Annotated in this window: 10 protein-coding genes and 1 pseudogene; 3 read left to right on the top strand and 8 right to left on the bottom strand. The window is 61.1% G+C overall.

Annotation, left to right across the window (positions count from 1 at the left end; translation table 11 throughout):
* Positions 1-43 precede the first annotated feature (43 nt).
* The 7 genes and pseudogenes from BLO80_RS19800 to BLO80_RS19775 all read right to left on the bottom strand — a co-directional run bounded on the left by BLO80_RS19800 (position 44) and on the right by BLO80_RS19775 (position 10,543).
* A complete protein-coding gene (locus BLO80_RS19800; RefSeq protein ID WP_092340963.1) occupies positions 44-1,639 on the bottom strand; it encodes an Ig-like domain-containing protein in 1,596 nt (531 codons plus the stop codon).
* A 315-nt stretch (positions 1,640-1,954) separates the two neighbouring features.
* Positions 1,955-2,038, bottom strand: a pseudogene (locus BLO80_RS30715) (DUF6124 family protein); the annotation flags it as partial.
* Between the two features lie 64 nt (positions 2,039-2,102).
* Positions 2,103-4,598 (bottom strand): RCC1 domain-containing protein, encoded by a 2,496-nt coding sequence (locus BLO80_RS30335; RefSeq protein WP_256574223.1) that lies wholly within the window; start codon positions 4,596-4,598, stop codon positions 2,103-2,105.
* A gap of 319 nt (positions 4,599-4,917) precedes the next feature.
* On the bottom strand, positions 4,918-7,482 hold the full coding sequence (locus BLO80_RS19790; RefSeq protein ID WP_092331697.1) for an RCC1 domain-containing protein: 2,565 nt from the start codon (positions 7,480-7,482) through the stop codon (positions 4,918-4,920).
* 286 nt (positions 7,483-7,768) lie between these two features.
* Complete coding sequence (locus tag BLO80_RS19785; RefSeq protein WP_092340961.1) at positions 7,769-9,370, bottom strand: Ig-like domain-containing protein; 1,602 nt, start codon at positions 9,368-9,370, stop codon at positions 7,769-7,771.
* Positions 9,371-9,551: 181 nt separating this feature from the next.
* On the bottom strand, positions 9,552-9,947 hold the full coding sequence (locus BLO80_RS19780; RefSeq protein WP_092331702.1) for a YbaN family protein: 396 nt from the start codon (positions 9,945-9,947) through the stop codon (positions 9,552-9,554).
* 8 nt (positions 9,948-9,955) lie between these two features.
* Positions 9,956-10,543 carry a UPF0149 family protein gene (locus BLO80_RS19775; protein ID WP_060738682.1) on the bottom strand — a complete coding sequence of 196 codons (588 nt, stop codon included), beginning with the start codon at positions 10,541-10,543 and terminating at the stop codon, positions 9,956-9,958.
* A 427-nt stretch (positions 10,544-10,970) separates the two neighbouring features.
* On the opposite strand from BLO80_RS19775, the gene recQ reads away from it, so the two are divergent.
* From recQ to BLO80_RS19760, 3 genes are all read left to right on the top strand, one after another.
* Complete coding sequence (recQ, locus tag BLO80_RS19770) at positions 10,971-13,097, top strand: DNA helicase RecQ (RefSeq protein ID WP_092331705.1); 2,127 nt, start codon at positions 10,971-10,973, stop codon at positions 13,095-13,097.
* Between the two features lie 117 nt (positions 13,098-13,214).
* Positions 13,215-13,649 carry a MarR family transcriptional regulator gene (locus tag BLO80_RS19765; RefSeq protein ID WP_003199001.1) on the top strand — a complete coding sequence of 145 codons (435 nt, stop codon included), beginning with the start codon at positions 13,215-13,217 and terminating at the stop codon, positions 13,647-13,649.
* Between the two features lie 119 nt (positions 13,650-13,768).
* Entirely contained in the window at positions 13,769-15,736 is a 1,968-nt protein-coding gene (locus BLO80_RS19760; RefSeq protein WP_092331708.1) for a FimV/HubP family polar landmark protein, read from the top strand.
* 140 nt (positions 15,737-15,876) lie between these two features.
* Here BLO80_RS19760 and BLO80_RS19755 read toward each other — a convergent pair whose 3' ends face one another.
* On the bottom strand, positions 15,877-18,078 hold the full coding sequence (locus BLO80_RS19755; protein WP_092331710.1) for a patatin-like phospholipase family protein: 2,202 nt from the start codon (positions 18,076-18,078) through the stop codon (positions 15,877-15,879).
* Positions 18,079-18,110: the final 32 nt, after the last annotated feature.

Here is an 18,110-nt window from a genome sequence, read left to right as displayed (position 1 = left end):
CAGATCCCATGTGGGAGCGAGCTGTTCACCCATCCGGCTAGTACTATCCATTGACCCGCATACAAATCAGGGCCCTTCCCGCGAACTGCGTGGCGTTGTCGGTAAAGTTCACGATGTCGGAGGGGAATGAGGTATACCCCCATTGGCTATTCGGGGAAAGGGGAGGTGGCGCCCAAATCCAGGCCGTTGGATATAGCCACTCGCTCCCTATTTCAAAGCGCGTTTTCAGCGAAGTGCCCCAAAGAGGCCCAGGTCTGGCACCGCCGTTCTGGATGTATGGCGCAGCCCAGGTATTGGCTTCCCGTGCATCCATGTAGGCGCTCCCGTTATTGAAAATAACGTCCTGGACCGAGAAGACCTGGACATCGTAGCTTGAAGTCTTCCCTGCGCTATCGCGAACGGTGATGGTGGTGCTACCGGACCCTTTGACCAGGACGCCGCCCTCATCGACATCGACTGTAGCAACACTGGGCTTGCTGGACCTGTAGGTGTACGGGGGCGTTCCACCGGTAGGCTTTCGCTCCAGGTCGTAGTAGCGATTTTTCGGCGCGAAGTTGCTGGTGGTGTAGATGGCTTGCTTAAACACATGGGGAGATGTGTCTATGATATCGGAGGTCCCGACGGTAAACGTCCAGGGTTGCGACACCGGCTCGGTTCCGTAAATCCCCTTGGCGGTAAAGCTGTGGTGGCCTATGTCTAAGCCGATGACGGCATGGGTCCAAGTGCCTCCGATGGCAAAGGTGCTACCTTTGAAATCCAAGACGTCAAAAATGTCCACTCGCTGACCGCTAGCGCCGGTGCCACTGAGCGTGACAGCGGTCTCCTCGGTGCTTGAGCCATCTGGAACATCGTCGCCCTTGGCATCTTTCACTGAGGTGATGACGGGTGGGGCCAGTTGGTTCAGGTGGATATTCAGGCGTTTGGCCGGTGACCGGTTGAAGTTGCCCAACTGGTCGAAAACCACAAACTCGGCCACCGTATTGGGGTCGTCTCCCGCTTGTTGGAACGCATCGGTAAAGAGGGTTTTCACCGCCGGTAGCGAGCTGTCGGTTATTTCCCAATCAATGGTCGCATTGCCCAACAAAAAGCGAATGCGGTCATAGTCGCGCCGGTTGCTGTAGTTGAAACCGAACTCCACCCCTTGCGCCGCCCGCTCGGCGCTGACCCCATCGCGGACGACATCGGGCGGGATCACCAGATCAAGGCCGTCTGGCGCTGGGTCACCCGGTGCCCGCAGGTGATACAGGACGAATAGGTCCCTGGAGGGCACGGCATTTTCACTGGGGCGGGTCACTTTGTAATGCAGCCTGTTGACCCCGTGAATTAGATGCCCATTAGGGATGTGCAAGGTGATGCGATCTTGTTCCTGTCCCGATTCTACGGTTTTGCCAGCGACAGGAGTGGGATCGTCATTGACGTATAAGTCAGCGCGATCATCCGCCGCCATTGTCCAGGAATGACGCTTGAGCTCCGTCCAAGGGTCAATCAGGCACCTCAGGCCCTGAGGCTGGTCGTCGTAAAGGCTCTTGGGAATCCCACCATCGGCGAGGCCGGCAGGCTTCACCGGAGTGACCCAACCCGGAATAATCACAGGGTACAGGACGAATAATTCGTCCAAGGTGGAGGATTGGATATCCATTGGCTTCTCCTGGCAGGTGACGGGACGTGAGCCGCTTTGGCTCGGTTATCACACGCCAGGGCGGGGAAACTGGCTACTGTCAGAGCTAACAGGTGAGGGCGGGTTTAAGACGAGTGGTCGGTGTGAAACTGGCTGATGGACACCCTGATGGGCTCGGAGCAGCTCGCTGTGGCGAGGGCGCTTGCTCCCGCTCGGCGGCGCAGCCGTCGTAAAACCAGCCGGCGCGGTCTGCCTGCAAGACCGCGCCAGGCCATTTGGGGCAGCTTCGCCGCCCAGCGGGAGCAAGCTCCCTCGTCACGGGGCGTGGTGAATCGGTTAGCGTGGGTCGACGTTCTCCAGTGCCCGGTCTGCGAGCAATTCGCCCAGTTCGATCAACTGCTGGATGCCCAGGGCCACGTGACAAGGTGATGCTCTATGCCTCGCGCCGGCTGGCGCAGTTCCGTCGTTAGCCCGCTCCAGTCGCCTATGGGCCCTCGCTGCGTGCTTGGCGCTTGAGCGCGGCGCCGCGCGACGCGGGGGTTGCGTAATAGGAGATCTGACCGCGTAGTTGTCCCTGGACCGAGTCGCTGTTACCCCCAGCGTCGGCAAGGCCCCAGGTGACTACTCGCCCATCGCTCGTGAGCGCGACAAAGGCCTGACTGTTGGCGTAAAGAGCCCGTACATTCGTCAGGTCATTCACGTTCACCGCGCCTCCCCACATTTCATTACCCCATGCCACTACAGTGCCGTTGCGGCGCAATGCGGCAAATGCTGCGGCAGTGGCTGCAATCTGAACGATGTCGTCGAAAACTCCGATGGTGGCAGGCACCGGCGCTCCATAGTCCGAACTCCCCCAGGTCACCACATGGCCGCTGGCCCTGAGAGCGGCAAAGGATTCAGATGTAGAGACTACCTGGATGATGTCGTTGAGCGTCGCAATGGGTGCCGGAATGGCTCCGCCGCTGTTCGCATTTCCCCACGCCACCACCGATCCATTGGATCGTCGGGCGGCAAGTGCCGTACTCGCGCCAACCACTTCGACAATGTCAGTGAGTGTCGCAATAGCCGCTGGCACCGTGCCGCCGGCGTTCGGTTCAGTTCCCCAAGCCACTACGGATCCATTGGCTCGCCGTGCTGCAAAGACATAGTAGGCGTTGCTCAGTTCCACAATATCGTTGAGCGAGGCGATATCGCCCGGCACCGCTCCCCCCAGGTCCGGCCTTCCCCATGCCACCACGGTGCCATTGGCTCGCCGCGCGGCAAAAGCGTGTGCTGAAGCGGCCACTTCTTCAAAGTCATCCAGCAGGGCAATCTCCGCTGGAATTACGCCCCCCGCGATCACGTCTCCCCACGCCACTAGGTGGCCCGTCGCCCGCCGCGCAGCAAAGGCATGTCCGGTCCCAACCACTTCGACGATATCGGTAAGATTGCTGATCGCCGCCGGTACGACACCGCCTCGCTCCTCCCAGCCCCAAGCCACCACACGACCGTTAGCTCGCCATGCGGCGAAGGCATAGGCCGCGTGAGCAACGCCGACGATGTCGGTGAGTGTCGCAATGGTCGACGGAACGGCGCCGCCGTGCCCTGGCACCCCCCACCCAATCAGGTTGCCTTGGTTCCGGCGAGCGATGAAAGCGCCCCATGCTTGCGAGGGGTCGTGGATTTTAAAGTTGCCGCATCCAAACAGATTGGCGGGATTGACACGGACCTCATCCTCGCTGGTGCGCACATGCAGTAACCGCCAGGGCTGCTTGTCATGGAATACGGCACTTCGGATCGGGTCGCCGCTGTCGCCTTCGTACTGCCATAGCGCTTCAAGCGGCTGCTGTGTAACGGCGTTCAACGCGGTAAGCAAGCGGCTGCTTGCCACCGTCGTCCAGTGCAGGGCGTTCGAAGTGCCGCGCGCGCCCATGACCAGCAACCGTCCGGAGCCTACTTGCCGCCGTATGTCATAGGCCGCCGGTTCCGAGGGTAGAGGCAACCCGCCCTGACGGCGCAACGTGTAGTCCAGTGTGATGGTCTGATCGACATTCGCCTCTACCACGGACTTTGGCACGGGAACGGTCTTGGACTGACCCTCCTCGCTGGCCGAAATGGTAAACGGCACGTTGATGCTGCCGGCCCCTGGGAGCCCTACCCAGCGTACTTCGCCGGAATCGCCCTCCAGCAGATTAACCTCCGCCGGTATCCGCACCGTGGCGCCGTTGGGCGTGTCAGCAGGGTCGAGTTGGTTGCCCAGGGCTTGGTCAATGGTCGGGGGAAGCAGCTCCAACGGCCGGCCAAGATGAATATCCAAACGCTTGATGGGGGACTGATTGGCGTTGCCCAATTGGTCGGTCACCCGGTATTCGATCAATGTATTGGCGTTATCACCCACCTGTTGGAAGGTGTCGGTAAACAAGGTCTTCACTACGGGTGTCGAAGCGTCGGCTACCTCGAACGGGACGGTCACATCCCCCAGCAGAAAGTTGATGCGGTCGTAGTTTCGCGGGTAGGTATAGGCAAAACCAAACTCCACACCCTGCGCCGCCCGCTCGGCGCTGACCCCATCGCGGACGACATCGAGCGGGATCACCAGATCCAGGCCGTCTGGCGCTGGGTCACCCGGTGCCCGCAGGTGATACAGGACGAATAGGTCCCTGGAGGGCACGGCATTTTCACTGGGGCGGGTCACTTTGTAATGCAGCCTGTTGACCCCGTGAATCAAATGCCCATTAGGAATGTGCAAGGTGATGCGATCTTGTTCCTGCCCCGATTCTACGGTTTTGCCAGCGACAGGAGTGGGATCGTCATTGACATATAAGTCAGCGCGATCATCCGCCGCCATTGTCCAGGAATGACGCTTAAGCTCCGTCCAAGGGTCAATCAGGCACCTCAGGCCCTGAGGCTGGTCGTCGTAAAGGCTCTTGGGAATCCAACGCGGAATGATCACAGGGTACAGGACGAATAATTCGTCCAAGGTGGAGGATTGGATATCCATTGGCTTCTCCTGGCAGGTGACGGGACGTGAGCCGCTTTGGCTCGGTTATCACACGCCAGGGCGGGGAAACTGGCTACTGTCAGAGCTAACAGGTGAGGACGGGTTTAAGACGAGTGGTCGGTGTGAAACTGGCTGATGGACACCCTGATGGGCTCGGAGCAGCTCGCTGTGGCGAGGGCGCTTGCTCCCGCTCGACAGCGCAGCTGTCGCCTACGGCTGGCAAAGCGTGCGAGGGCGACCCTCATCAAGGTTTGTATGTCTGAGGGCATCCACGCGATAGGCGCACAGGGCGCCTCACCGGCTCAGTCGCTGATTTTTTTCAACTGCTTCCACTTTCCAGGCTGCGGGCCTGAAGCGTGAGCGCGGCACCGCGCGATGCTGGGGTGGCGTAGTAGGAAACTTGACCGCGCAATTGGTTCTGGACGGCGTCGCTGTTGCCGCCAGCATCGGCCAAGCCCCAGGTGACGACTCGCCCGTCGTTTGTCAGCGCCGTAAATGCCTGATTGTTGGAGTAGACAGCCCTGACGTCGAATAGCTGATCAGCCACCGCCCGAGTGTCGCCGCCCCAAGCCGCAAGCCCCCATGCCACGACTGTGCCGTCGGCCAGCAGTGCGGCAAAAGCGCCTTGCGTGGAGGTCACTTGCACGATGTTATCAAGTGTGAGGATTGGCCCGGGCACCGCCGCGCCATATTCCGGATGGCCCCAGGCGACGACATGTCCGTCGGTCAGTAACGCAGCAAAGGCCCCCGAGCTGGATGTCAGTTGCAAGATGTTGTTCAGCTCGGCGATATCCCGGGGTACTGATCCACCCAGGGATGGATGGCCCCACGCGACCACGTGCCCGTTGGCCCGGCGTGCGGCAAAGGCGCCTTGGTCACGATCGGCATTAGCGTCCACATGGGTGGCGGATACGTCGATGATGTCGTCGAGCGTGGCGATGTCGCGCGGCACTTCGCCGCCCCCGCTGGCATGACCCCACGCGACCACACTGCCGTCGGTTCGCAGTGCTGCGAAAGCTGCGGCAGAGCCTATGATCCTCTCAACGTTGTTGTATTGGGGGGCGTTCGGCACCGTGCCGCCTGTTTCAGGATGGCCCCAGGCGACCACTTGACCATGGGTACGGCGTGCAGCAAAAGCCCAATGGCCGCCTGTGACTTCATCAATGTCAGCCAGCGCCTCGATAGGCCCTGGCAGCACGCCACCAAATCTTTCATCACCCCAGGCAACCAACCTGCCATTGGTGCGACGCGCCGCAAATCCGTAAGAGTTAGCGTATACCGCATCGAAATCTTTGAGCCTGGCGATTGCCTCCGGTACCTCTCCACCGTGCCCCAGGCTGCCCCAGGCGACCACATGGCCATTGGCGCGCAATGCTGCAAAGGAAAAGGCTGAGCCAGCAACCTCGACAATGTCGGTGAAGGTCCTGATGGTCGACGGGATGTCACCGCCATACACGGCCATGCCCCATCCAACCAAATGACCACTGTCACGGCGAGCCACAAAAGCGGCATAGGGCGCCGTGTGGTCGGTGTACACATTGTTACCATTGCTGAAGACATTAACGGGGTTGATACGGACCCAATCATTACCGCTGCGTACGTGCAGTAGTTTCGAGGGGTGGGTGTCCGGGAAGTGGCTTGCGCTCACACTCTCACTGTCCCCTTCGTACTGCCACAATGCCTCACGCGGCTTGCGTGTCGTTTTGTCCAATGCTGTCAGCTGGCGTATCTCGCTGGTGACCCAATGTTTGAAAAACACGCTACGCGCGCCCATGACCAACAACTGTCCAGAACCCACCTGCCGCCGTATGTCATAGACAGCCGGATCGGAAGGGAGAGGCGACCCGCCCTGGCGCCGCAACGTGTAGTCCAGCGTGATGGTCTGATCAATATTCGCCTCTACTACCGACTTCGGCACGGGTACGGTCTTGGACTGCCCCGCCTCGCTGGCCGAAATGGTAAACGGCACGTTGATGCTGCCGGCTCCTGGTAGCCCTACCCAGCGCACTTCGCCGGAGTCGCCCTCCAGCAGGTTAACCTCCGCCGGTATCCGCACCGTGGCGCCGTTGGGTGTATTGGCAGGGTCGAGTTGGTCGCCCAAGGCTTCATCAATGGTCGGTGGAAGCAGCTCTGCCGGCTGGCCAAGATGAATATCCAAACGTTTGGTGGGCGACCGGTTGAAGTTGCCCAACTGATCGAAAACCACGAACTCCGCCAGCGTGTTGGGGTTGTCGCCCGCTTGTTGGAAGGTGTCGGTGAACAGGGTTTTCACCACCGGTATCGAACTGTCGGTGATTTCCCATTCAACCGTCGCATTGCCCAGCAGAAAGCGAATCTGGTCGTAGTCCCGTTGGTGGGTGTAGTCGAAGCCGAACTCCACGCCTTGCGCCGCCCGCTCGGCGCTGACCCCGTCGCGGACAACATCGAGTGGGATCAACAGGTCCAGGCCTTCTGGTGCAGGGTCACCTGGCGCCCGCAGGTGATACAGCACGAACAGGTCCCTGGAGGGCCGTGATGAGTTATCGCTGGGGCGGGTCACGATGTAGTGCAGCCTGTTGACCCCATTGATCAAGCGTCCATGGGGGATATGCAGGCGCATGCGGTTTTGTTCTTCCCCCGGCTGGACGGTATCGCCTGCGACGGGCGTGGTGTCGTCATTGACATACAGGTCGACTCGATCCCAAGCCTCCAGCGCCCAGGCGTGACGCTGCATCTCCACCAACGGGTCAATCAAGCATTCGAGCCCCCGAGGCTGGTCGTCGTAAAGGCTTTTGGGGATACCCCCATCAGCGATGCCAGCCGGTTTCACTGGTGTGATCCAACCTGGAATGATCACAGGAAACAGCTCGAATAAATCGTCCAGGGTGGAAGATTGGATATCCATCGGGTTCTCCTGGCAGGTGATGGGGCGTTAGCCGCTTGGGTAGGGTTATCACACGCCAGACCGAAGCAACTGCCTACTGTCAGAACTTACAGGTGGATCAGGTTTAGGATGAGCGGTTAGCGACGGGCTGATGTTGAGTGATCACTCGGTGAAGTGGGTCCCCACGCAAGGTGAGCTGGAACGACAAAACCCACCGTGTTCATTCAGGAATGGGTAGGTAGGGGCACGCCAGGGCCTGACGCCCTGGGGACTCAGGTCGGCGACCTTCTTCCAATTCCGATAATTCTCATGATCGAAAACCCAATGCTTGAGTAACGTCGGAACGATAGGGATCAATGACGGCGTTGGTCCGCTTTAGCTGGATTTCAAGGTACCGGTAGTAGGTGGCTCGACCTATTGCTGACGAACCCAGCCATAAGTTCGTCCAGTTTGCCGGGACCTGAAAGACGTCAGCTATGTTGTGGTAAGCGAATTCATAATCGGCGTCGTATATGAAGTTGATACTCAATAGCCAGTCGTAAGCCTGGATGGCGTTGAGAGGCCCCCCATTGACGACGATTTCGTATTTACGCGAGACCCTGACATCGTACGAGGCCGTCTGCCCATCGCTGTCTGTTACTGTAATGGTCGAGGTCCCGTTGCGCAGTCCTTGAACTATCCCCGTTCCTATGTTGACAGTTGCAACGTCGGGATTGCTGGAGGTGTAGGTGTATGGAGGTATTCCATCGCTGGCCAAGCGCTGCTCGTTATCGATGACTTCGGGCTGCCTCCGTGGCCACGGAGCGTTGTAATAGTTGAGACGATTGAGCTTCATTTCGGATTGATCAATGGACAATGGACGTACCGTAGTAAGGGTGCGCACGTTCGAATACACGTTTGTGCTGTGGTAAAGCGATTTTGCGTACAGGCGGTGTGGACCCACCTGGACGATTATTTCTTTCGTCCATTCACCCGTTGTCGTATCGGCTGTCGCCCTGCCCATGGGAACCGCACTGGCTCCGCTTCCATCGTAGACCTCGATTTCTTTTCCCTTGTGTGCATGACCTGATAATTTCAGCGTGGTGCTAGTTGTCCGTCCTCCATCGGAGATTTCTTCATCGTCGGCGTCTTTTACGCTGTCGAGGGCTGGGGGCGTTAGCACACTGTTCAGATGAATATCCAAACGTTTGGTAGGCGACCGATTGAAGTTGCCCAACTGATCGAAAACCACGAACTCCGCCAGCGTGTTGGGGTTGTCGCCCGCTTGTTGGAAGGTGTCGGTGAACAGGGTTTTCACCACCGGTATCGAACTGTCGGTGATTTCCCATTCAACCGTCGCATTGCCCAGCAGAAAGCGAATCTGGTCGTAGTCCCGTCGGTGGGTGTAGTCGAAGCCGAACTCCACGCCCTGCGCCGCCCGCTCGGCGCTGACCCCGTCGCGGACAACATCGGATGGGATCAACAGATCCAGGCCTTCTGGCGCAGGGTCACCTGGTGCCCGCAGGTGATACAGCACGAACAGGTCCCTGGAGGGCCGTGATGAGTTATCACTGGGGCGGGTCACGATGTAGTGCAGCCTGTTGACCCCATCGATCAAGCGTCCATGGGGGATATGCAGGCGCATGCGGTTTTGTTCTTCCCCCGGCTGGACGGTATCGCCTGCGACGGGCGTGGTGTCGTCATTGACATACAGGTCGACTCGATCCCAAGCCTCCAGCGCCCAGGCGTGACGCTGCATCTCCACCAACGGGTCAATCAAGCATTCGAGCCCCCGAGGCTGGTCGTCGTAAAGGCTTTTGGGGATACCTCCATCGGCGAGCTCCGTCGGTTTCACTGGCGTGACCCAACCCGGAATGATCACAGGGTACAGGACGAATAATTCGTCCAAGGTGGAGGATTGGATATCCATCGGATTCTCCTGGCAGGTGACGGGGCGTGAGCCGCTTTGGCACGGTTATCACACGCCAGGGCGGGGAGACTGGCTACTGTCAGAACTTACAGGTGAGGTCGATTCAGGACGAACGGGAGGCCAAGGATTGAGTGCGAAACATGCCTGAAACAGTGATTCGCCGGGATGCGAAGGCCACTTTTCAAGGTTTGCGCAGCGTTTTCTGTCTGAGGATGTACACCGTCACGAGCACCGCACTGGTGAGCATGAATCCTCGCGCCCACGGCAGGGGCACCAAGTAGCAGGAAAAGAGAATGCTCGCCCACATCAATCCGATGGCATAGACCTTGCCCTTGAGGGGGATGCCGTTGCCGCTAAGGTAATCGCTGATCCACGGGCCGAGGCGGGGATGTTCGACCAGCCATCGGTAGAAGCGCGGCGAACTGCGGGCGAAGCAGGCCGCGGCCAGCAGCAGGAAGGGGGTGGTGGGCAATACGGGAACGAAAATGCCGATGACTCCCAGCACCACGCTCAGCCAGCCGATGGCCAGTAGAGCGTAACGCAGGATCAGCGGGCGATTGCCAACTGGCGAGGGCACCCGGTCACTCAGTGGTGGCGAGGCTTGAGGATCGCCGGTTTCTCGTCCGGGGCGTTGCACAGCAGGTACAGGGCGGTGAGGGCTTCGGGGATCTGGACGATCATGTCGTCCATCAGGTTCGCGTCGGCGGCGATGTCGGAAAATTCCGGTTGTTCGTCGAACAGGCCGGAACCCACCATGATCGGCAGCAGCATTTCGCTGACTTCCTCTTCGGCGGTTTCGAACCAGGCGGCTTCGCGCAGGAACACGCCTTCCATGAAACCGATGCACCAGCCACGCAGCTCCGAATCGTCCGGGTCATCGCCCAGGTCCAGTTCGCATGGCAATTCGAATTCTTCGTCGGAAGCCAGCTGACGGGCGATATGGGCCTTGAGGCCGACCAGGGTGGCTTCGATTTCGGCGCGCTGGGCTTCGTCGCTGTAATGCGGCTCCTCGGCGAACAGGGCGTCGATCCACTCACGATCCGGCACCGTTTCGGCGCAGATCGACAGGGCGGTCAGGTAGCCGTGAGCGGCCACGTAGTCCAGCGCTTCCTCGTGCAGCTCATCGGCGTCGAGGAAGACTTGCAGGCGGGTCAGTTGCTCAGCGAAGGACATTACGGGCTACCTTGGGGAATAAACAATGCGGGAATTCTAGGCCTTCTTGAGCGTACAGGCCAGCCGCGTGGCGTATTTGCCTCTTGGAGGCCCGGGGGTGGACACAAGTGCAAAGCAAATGTGGGAGCGAGCTTGCTCGCGATGAGGGCGTTACATTCCACATCTTCTCAAAATGACCCACCGCTATCGCGAGCAAGCTCGCTCCCACAGGGGCTTGTGACAACACAAGCCATGTGTTGGCCATCCCAGCCGCACGCACCTCTTGTCAGCAGCGCCCTTCGCAGCGAAGGCCTCGGGTATACTGCCGCGTTTTGTGATGCCCTGCGGCGTCCCGCCGGTTCGAAACGCGCACTTACGATTTGCCGGTGCGGCGTTTGCGATTCTGAACCAGCCTTGCAGGGATGTTTCGGTGATTTTTGGAGTTTCTATGCTCGAACAGGCTCAACGCGTCCTCAAGGACATCTTCGGCTACGACAGTTTCCGTGGCCGCCAGGGTGCCATTATTGAGCGCGTGGCCAACGGTGGCGATGCCTTGGTGCTCATGCCCACCGGCGGCGGCAAATCCTTGTGCTTCCAGGTGCCGGCGCTGCTGCGCAACGGCCTGGCGGTGGTGGTTTCGCCGCTGATCGCGCTGATGGACGACCAGGTCGCGACCCTCGAGGAACTGGGGGTTGCCGCCGCTTCGCTGAACTCCACCCTCAGTGCCGAGCAGCAGCGGGACCTGGCGACGCGGATCAAGCGCGGCGAAGTGAAAATGTTGTACCTGGCCCCGGAACGCCTGGTGCAGCCGCGCATGCTGGCGTTCCTGCAGAGCCTGGAAATCGCCCTGTTCGCCATCGACGAAGCCCACTGCGTATCTCAATGGGGCCACGATTTCCGCCGTGAATACCTGCAGCTGGGGCAATTGGCGGAACTGTTTCCCGACGTGCCGCGCATCGCCCTGACCGCCACCGCCGACAAACGCACCCGCGAGGAAATCGTCGAGCGCCTGCACTTGCAGAATGCCGAGCGGTTCCTGTCCAGCTTCGACCGTCCCAACATTTTCTACCGCATCGTGCCCAAGGAGCAGCCACGCAAGCAACTGCTGGCGTTCCTCGCCGAGCGCCGCAGCGATGCCGGCATCGTCTATTGCCTGTCGCGCAAAAAGGTCGATGAAGTGGCGGCGTTCCTGTGTGAACAGGGGTTCCCGGCGTTGCCGTATCACGCCGGCCTGCCCAACGACCTGCGGGCCTACCACCAGAAGCGCTTCCTCAACGAGGAAGGCCTGATCATGGTGGCCACCGTGGCGTTCGGCATGGGCATCGACAAGCCCAACGTGCGGTTTGTCGCACACCTGGACTTGCCCAAGTCCCTCGAGGCGTACTACCAGGAAACCGGGCGTGCCGGCCGTGATGGCTTGCCGGCCGACGCCTGGATGGCCTACGGCCTGCAAGACGTGGTGATGCTCAAGCAGATGCTGCAGAACTCCGAAGGCGATGAGCGCCACAAGCGCCTGGAGCAGCACAAGCTCGACGCCATGCTCTCGTTGTGCGAAGAAACCCGCTGCCGTCGCCAGACCCTGCTGGCCTATTTCGACGAAGACATGCCCCAGCCTTGCGGGCACTGCGACAACTGTGTCGATGGCGTGGAAACCTGGGACGCCACCGAACCGGCCCGCCAGGCCTTGTCGGCGATTTTTCGCACCGGCCAGCGCTATGGCGTCGGGCACCTGGTGGACGTGTTGCTGGGCAAGGACAACGAGAAGGTCCGCAACTTCGGCCACCAGCACCTCTCGGTGTTCGGCGTGGGCAAGGCGCGCTCCGAGAGTGAATGGCGCTCATTGTTCCGACAACTGGTGGCCCGCGGCCTGGCAGACATTGACCTGGAAGGCTACGGCGGCCTGCGCTTGTCCGAAACCTGCCGGCCCTTGCTCAAGGGCGAGGTGACCCTCGAACTGCGCCGCGACCTCAAGCCGGCCACGGCGATCAAGAGCAGCAAGAGCCAGGCCAGCCAATTGGTCCGTGGCGAAGAGCGCGATCAATGGGAAGCCTTGCGCGCCTTGCGTCGCAAGCTGGCCGAGGAACACGGCGTGCCACCGTACGTCATCTTCCCCGATTCGACGCTGCTGGAAATGCTCCGCAGCCAGCCCACCTCCCTGGCGGAAATGGCCCGGGTCAGCGGCGTGGGGGCACGCAAGCTGGAGCGTTATGGCGAAGCCTTCCTCCAAGTCCTGGGGGGCGAGGGCGAAGCGCCGAAAGCGGTGGCCGATGTGCGCCACGAGCTCATCACGCTGGCCCGGGCCGGCATGACCCCGTTGCAGATCGCCGGGCAATTGCAGTGCTCGGAGAAAAACGTCTACACGATGCTGGCCGAGGCCATCGGCAAACAGCAGTTGTCCCTGGAACAGGCACTGGATTTGCCCGAGGAACTGATGGGCGAGGTACAGGACGCATTCCTGGACGGCGAAGGCGAGTTACCGCCGGTGTCCGAAGTTGCCGCGCTGTTTGTCGGACGGGTGCCCGAAGGTGTGCTGTATTGCGTCAGGGCTGCGTTGCAGTCGGAATTTGAAGTCTGATCAGTGAGTTGCGCTCCTTTAACGATTCAGTACAAGGCGAACCTTGCTTGAATCCAAAGCTCATGCTTAGCTGACTAATAATTAGTTTTTCTCTATTTCAGATCTGATGAGTTTTTTATGCCGTTAACCGATCAACACCGTTTTGGCATGCAGTTGGCGCAAATGTCTCGAGGCTGGCGCGCCGAACTGGACCGCCGCCTGGCGGGGCTGGGCCTGTCCCAGGCGCGCTGGCTGGTGCTGCTGCACCTGGCCCGTTTCGAACAGGCGCCGACCCAGCGCGAACTGGCCCAGAGTGTCGCCGTCGAAGGCCCGACCCTGGCCCGGTTGCTCGACAGCCTGGAGACCCAGGGGCTGGTGCAGCGCCAGGCGGTGGCCGAAGACCGTCGGGCCAAGAAAATCGTGCTCTGTGCACCGGCCCTACCGTTGATCGAACAGATCGAAACCATTGCCACCCAATTGCGGCGGGAGCTGTTCGAAGGTGTCGACGAGGCGGACATGCGTGTGTGCATGCGGGTTCACGGCACGATCCTGGCTAACCTGGAAAAATCCTGAGGCAGATCCCTGGCGTCGGACTTTTGAGATTCGCCGGTTAGCGAACTATAACCAGTAGTAAGCGTTCCTAATGGAAGCGTTTACGCTGCGGTTGGTTCTGGTAATCGAAAGGGATGCCCATGCTTGTAAGTTTGCAGTCCACGTTGCGCAGTTGGGTCAACGTGTCGATCGTCGTGGGTGCCCTGGGGTTTCCGGCCTTGGCGTCAGCGCTGGGCCTTGGCGAGATCACGCTCCATTCCGCCCTGAACCAGCCGTTGCGCGCCGATATCGCCCTGGTCGATGTGGCCGGGATCGGTGAAGGGGATCTGTCGGCCAGCCTGGCGAGCCCGGACGACTTCAGTCGTGCGGGTGTGGAGCGGGTGTTCTTTCTCAGCAACCTGCGCTTTACGCCAGTATTGCGTGGTGAACGCAGCTTCATTCGGGTGACGTCCAGCAAACCGGTGGAAGAACCCTTTCTCAATTTCCTGGTGCAGCTCAATCAGCCCAATGGGCGCCTGCTGCGCGAATACACCGTGCTGATCGACCCACCGGGCTCACCGGGTATCGTGCCGGCCCGCGACGAACCGTCGACGGTCTCGCAGCCTGCGACGCCGAGCCAGGCCACCCCGGCCATCAAGCCGCCTCCGGCGGTACAGGGCAAGCGTTACACGGTCGTGCAGGGAGACAACCCCTGGGTGATTGCCCAGCGCCTGCATGATGCCGGCAGCAACGCGTCGGTCAACGAGTTGATGCAAGGGATCCAGGCCCTGAATCCCGGCAGTGACCGGCTCTCCATCGGCCAGCGCCTGTTATTGCCCGACTCGGCCGTGCTGCCGACAGCGGCTGCATCCACCCCTGGCCAGGCCTCCGCCGCGTCCGATGAGCAGTTGGCCGCCAGCGTGCTGCAGAACCAGGAGCAACAGAAGACCATCGAGGCTCTGCAGGCGCGGCTCCAGGCCCAGGACGAGGAAATCGCCGGCCAGCGCAAGCAGATCAGCGAATTGCAGACCCGGCTGGCCGAGACTCCAGCCCCCGTTGCGTCGGCGCAACCGCAACCGGCGCAGCCTGCGTCGGAGCCGGCTCCGGACGCCTCCCCCGTGACCGAACCGGTTGCAGAGCCAGAGGGCATCGATTGGACATGGGTGGCGGGGCTGGTGGCCTTGTTGGCATTGCTCGCATTGTTACTGTTCATTCGGCGTCGCCAGCAGCGGGACGAGTTGGAGCCGATAACCGAGCGCCCCGAGCCGATGCTGGAGAAGGGTGACGAAACCTTTGCGTCCATCCCCGACACGGAGCCATCCGAGGCTGCGAACTCGTTCAATAACGGTGATGCGCCCCAGGGGGATGTGCTGGAGGGCGTCGGGATCTACCTGACCTACGGCCGTTTCACCGAGGCCGCCGGGCTGTTGCGCGCGGCCTTGCTGGCCGAACCGGAACGCACCGACCTGGGCCTCAAGTTGTTGGAGGTATTGGGCAAGCAGGGCGATGTCATCGGTTTCCAGGCCCAGGAACATCATCTGCTGGCACAAGGCGTCGATGCCGGGACGCTGGAGGATATCCGCGGGCGCTATCCCAAGGTTGCCTTGATCACCGCGCCGATAGTGGAACAGGCGCAACCCCAGGTCCCGGTTCTTGCGCCTGAACGTGAACAGGCACCCAGTGATGAGTTCGAGCTGGATCTGGATGCACTGTCCATGGACACCAGTTGGGACCTGGCGGATGGCCAGGACACCCTCGCCGAAGAAAAACGTGCAACGCCCCTGGCCGACAACAGTGTCGAGGGCTTGTCGCTTTCAGGTTTCGACGAATCGGAGTTGCAATGGGAAGCGCCCCTGGAAACCGAGTCGCTGGACGATGATTTCCTCGATGGCTTTGCCGATGAAAAACAGGCACTGGAATTTGAGCCGCTGGCCCTTGAACCTGTTTCCCTGGACACCCTGTCCCTTGAACCCCAGGCCCCGGAACATTCGGTCAAGCTGGAACAGGCACAGAACTGCATCGACGATGGCGACCTGAAGACCGCCGTCACCCTGCTTGAAGAATTGCTCGAAGAAGGTGACGAACCCCTCAAGCAGACCGCCCGGGTACTGCTGGCGGGAATTCGCTAAGCGCCATCGAGGTTTGTAGCGGCTGGCCTCATCGCGAGCAAGCTCGCTCCCACAGGAGTCTGCGCCCCCATGTGGGAGCGAGCTTGCTCGCGATAAGGCCTTTCAGATGATCAATCCAGCCCAGGCAAACACCCAGCCCCTCAAAACGTCTGCCCCAGGTTCAGGTACACCGCCTGTTCATCGTCGTCGTTGAAGCCATAGCTGAAGTTCAATGGCCCCAGCGGTGTATCGAAACCGAGGAAAATGCTGGCGGCGTTGATGTAGCCACTGTCGAATTCGTTATCGTTGTTCCAGGCCCGGCCGCGTTCCAACGAGCCGCCGATGTACAACGGGAAATCCAATGGCAGGTAGGCCCGCGGTGTGAGGCGGCGGTAATACACGGCACGCATCAGGCTCATGTTCTGTCCGGACACCCCATCTTCGCGAAAGCCCGACAATTGCCGCGCGCCACCGAGCACATAGCTGGAGGTCACGATCTGCGCGGTGTCCAGGGTGCGACCGTAGCGTCCGCCCAGGATGAAAGTGTCCGGGCCGCTGCTAAGCGCCTTGTCCAGTTTGAATTCCCACTGGCGGTAGCGCTGGTCGGAGCCCAGCCCCGGTTCGTATTGGCGCCAGCTCAGGCCGATGTCTTCCCCTTCATGGGGGAAGTACACGCTGTCGAGGGAGTCGAACGAATACTTGAGCTCGTAGAAACCTTCGTTGAAATTCTCGCTGGGCTGGTCGTGGTCGCCGATGCGCACATCGGCCTTGCCCCAGGCCTGGCCGACACCGAAGCGGATTTCGCCGCTGTTGCCGATCTGGCGGCCCACGTTGAGCCCGAAGCCATAACGTTCGACGCGATACTGGGCCACCGGATCGTTGTCCAGGATGGATTCCACATTGCGCGATTCGAATTGCCCATAGGGGGCAATGAAGTAGCGCGAACCGACGTCCAATGGCTGGTAGAACTCGCTGTACAGCTCCTGCCTGTCGCCGATCTGCGCCCGGGTCAGCCACTCGGCGCCCAGGCGATTGATGCCGTTGACCCGATAGCTGGCCCCCAGGTTGAAAGCGCTGTCGCCGCGCATATCGTCCGACAGGCTCAGCCCCAGCCGCAGGTAGTCGGTGCCGGTGCGTCGGCCCCGGGCGCTGATCACCAAGGTGTGGTCCGGGCCCTTGTGGACCACGCGGTATTGCACCTGTTCGAAGTAGTCCAGGCCGTACAGCGTGCCCATGTCGGTCTGCAGGCGGCCCAGGTCCAGCGGCTCGCCGATCTGCTGGCGAATGTAGTAGCGAATCACATCATCGCCGACTTTCGAGTCGTTCTCTACGCGAATGGCGGTGATAACCGGCGTGCGTTCGCTGGGCGCGCGGGCGGCCATGAGTTCGGCGTCGGGCGCCTCGGGTGGGCGTAGCGGGGCCAGGCGTGCCTCGAGTATCCGGGTGGCGCGATAGCCGGCGTCGATCATGTCCCGGGCCCGGCCGAAGTCGGTGGAGCCGAAGCTCGCCAGGGCCGGCTGGATCAATACGTCGCTTTTTTTCAGGGTGGCCAGTTGTTCTTCAGAGTTGCGCCGGGTCATCAGGGTGGTCGACTGGTTCAGCACGTCGACCACCGTGACCAGTTGCTTGCGGGTGCGCAGCGGCGTGCCGATGTCGACCACGATGGCTACGTCCACGCCCATGTCCCGGGCCACATCCAGCGGGATATTGTCGGCCATGCCGCCGTCCACCAGCAGCCGGCCGTCCAGCTCCACCGGGGCGAACACCGCTGGGATCGACATGCTGGCGCGAATGACCTTGGGCAGGTGGCCTTTGCGGAAGACGACTTTTTCGCCTGTGGCGATGTCGGTGGCGACGGCGCGAAACGGGATCGGCAGTTTGTCGAAGTCCCGCGTGTCGCTGGCGTGGGCCAGCAGGCTTTCGAGCAGCAGGGCCAGGTTCTGGCCCTGGATGACCCCCAAGGGCAGGCCGAGGCTGCCGTCGTCACGAAAGCTCAGTTTCTGTTTCACCAGGAAGTCGCGGTCATCCTGCTTGCGCCGGAACGGCACGTCCTTGCGTGGCGGCGCATCGGACAAGGCCTGTTGCCAGTCGATGCCCAGGGCGAGCTTTTCCAGTTCGTCGATCTTGTAGCCCGAGGCATACAGCCCGCCGATCACCGCGCCCATGCTGGTGCCGGCGATGGCATCGATCTTGATGCCTTGCTCCTCCAGGGCCTTGAGCACGCCGATGTGGGCCAGGCCCCGCGCCGCGCCGCCGGACAGCACCAGGCCGATTTTCGGGCGTGGCGCTTCGACGGCGGGCTCGTTGGCATGGCCGGGCAGGGGCAACAGCAGCAGAAGCAGGAGGGGGAGCAGGCGGCGCATCGTCTATCTCGGGGCGGGCGATCAAAGGCAGG

The sequence above is a fragment of the Pseudomonas sp. NFACC56-3 genome (assembly GCF_900100025.1).
Classification (GTDB): Bacteria; Pseudomonadota; Gammaproteobacteria; order Pseudomonadales; family Pseudomonadaceae; genus Aquipseudomonas; species Aquipseudomonas fluorescens_AA.
The sequence above is the reverse complement of the archived record's forward strand: the minus strand, read 5'-3'. Positions and strand labels throughout refer to the sequence as shown.

What these genes read in the sequence shown, in the direction of transcription:
- BLO80_RS19765 (WP_003199001.1), top strand. Translation starts at nt 13,215, where the DNA reads ATGCCGTTAACCGATCAACACCGTTTTGGCATGCAGTTGGCGCAAATG.
- BLO80_RS19755 (WP_092331710.1), bottom strand. Translation starts at nt 18,078, where the DNA reads ATGCGCCGCCTGCTCCCCCTCCTGCTTCTGCTGCTGTTGCCCCTGCCC.
- BLO80_RS19790 (WP_092331697.1), bottom strand. Translation starts at nt 7,482, where the DNA reads ATGGATATCCAATCTTCCACCCTGGACGATTTATTCGAGCTGTTTCCT.
- BLO80_RS19775 (WP_060738682.1), bottom strand. Translation starts at nt 10,543, where the DNA reads ATGTCCTTCGCTGAGCAACTGACCCGCCTGCAAGTCTTCCTCGACGCC.
- recQ (WP_092331705.1), top strand. Translation starts at nt 10,971, where the DNA reads ATGCTCGAACAGGCTCAACGCGTCCTCAAGGACATCTTCGGCTACGAC.
- BLO80_RS19800 (WP_092340963.1), bottom strand. Translation starts at nt 1,639, where the DNA reads ATGGATATCCAATCCTCCACCTTGGACGAATTATTCGTCCTGTACCCT.
- BLO80_RS19760 (WP_092331708.1), top strand. Translation starts at nt 13,769, where the DNA reads ATGCTTGTAAGTTTGCAGTCCACGTTGCGCAGTTGGGTCAACGTGTCG.
- BLO80_RS19785 (WP_092340961.1), bottom strand. Translation starts at nt 9,370, where the DNA reads ATGGATATCCAATCCTCCACCTTGGACGAATTATTCGTCCTGTACCCT.
- BLO80_RS30335 (WP_256574223.1), bottom strand. Translation starts at nt 4,598, where the DNA reads ATGGATATCCAATCCTCCACCTTGGACGAATTATTCGTCCTGTACCCT.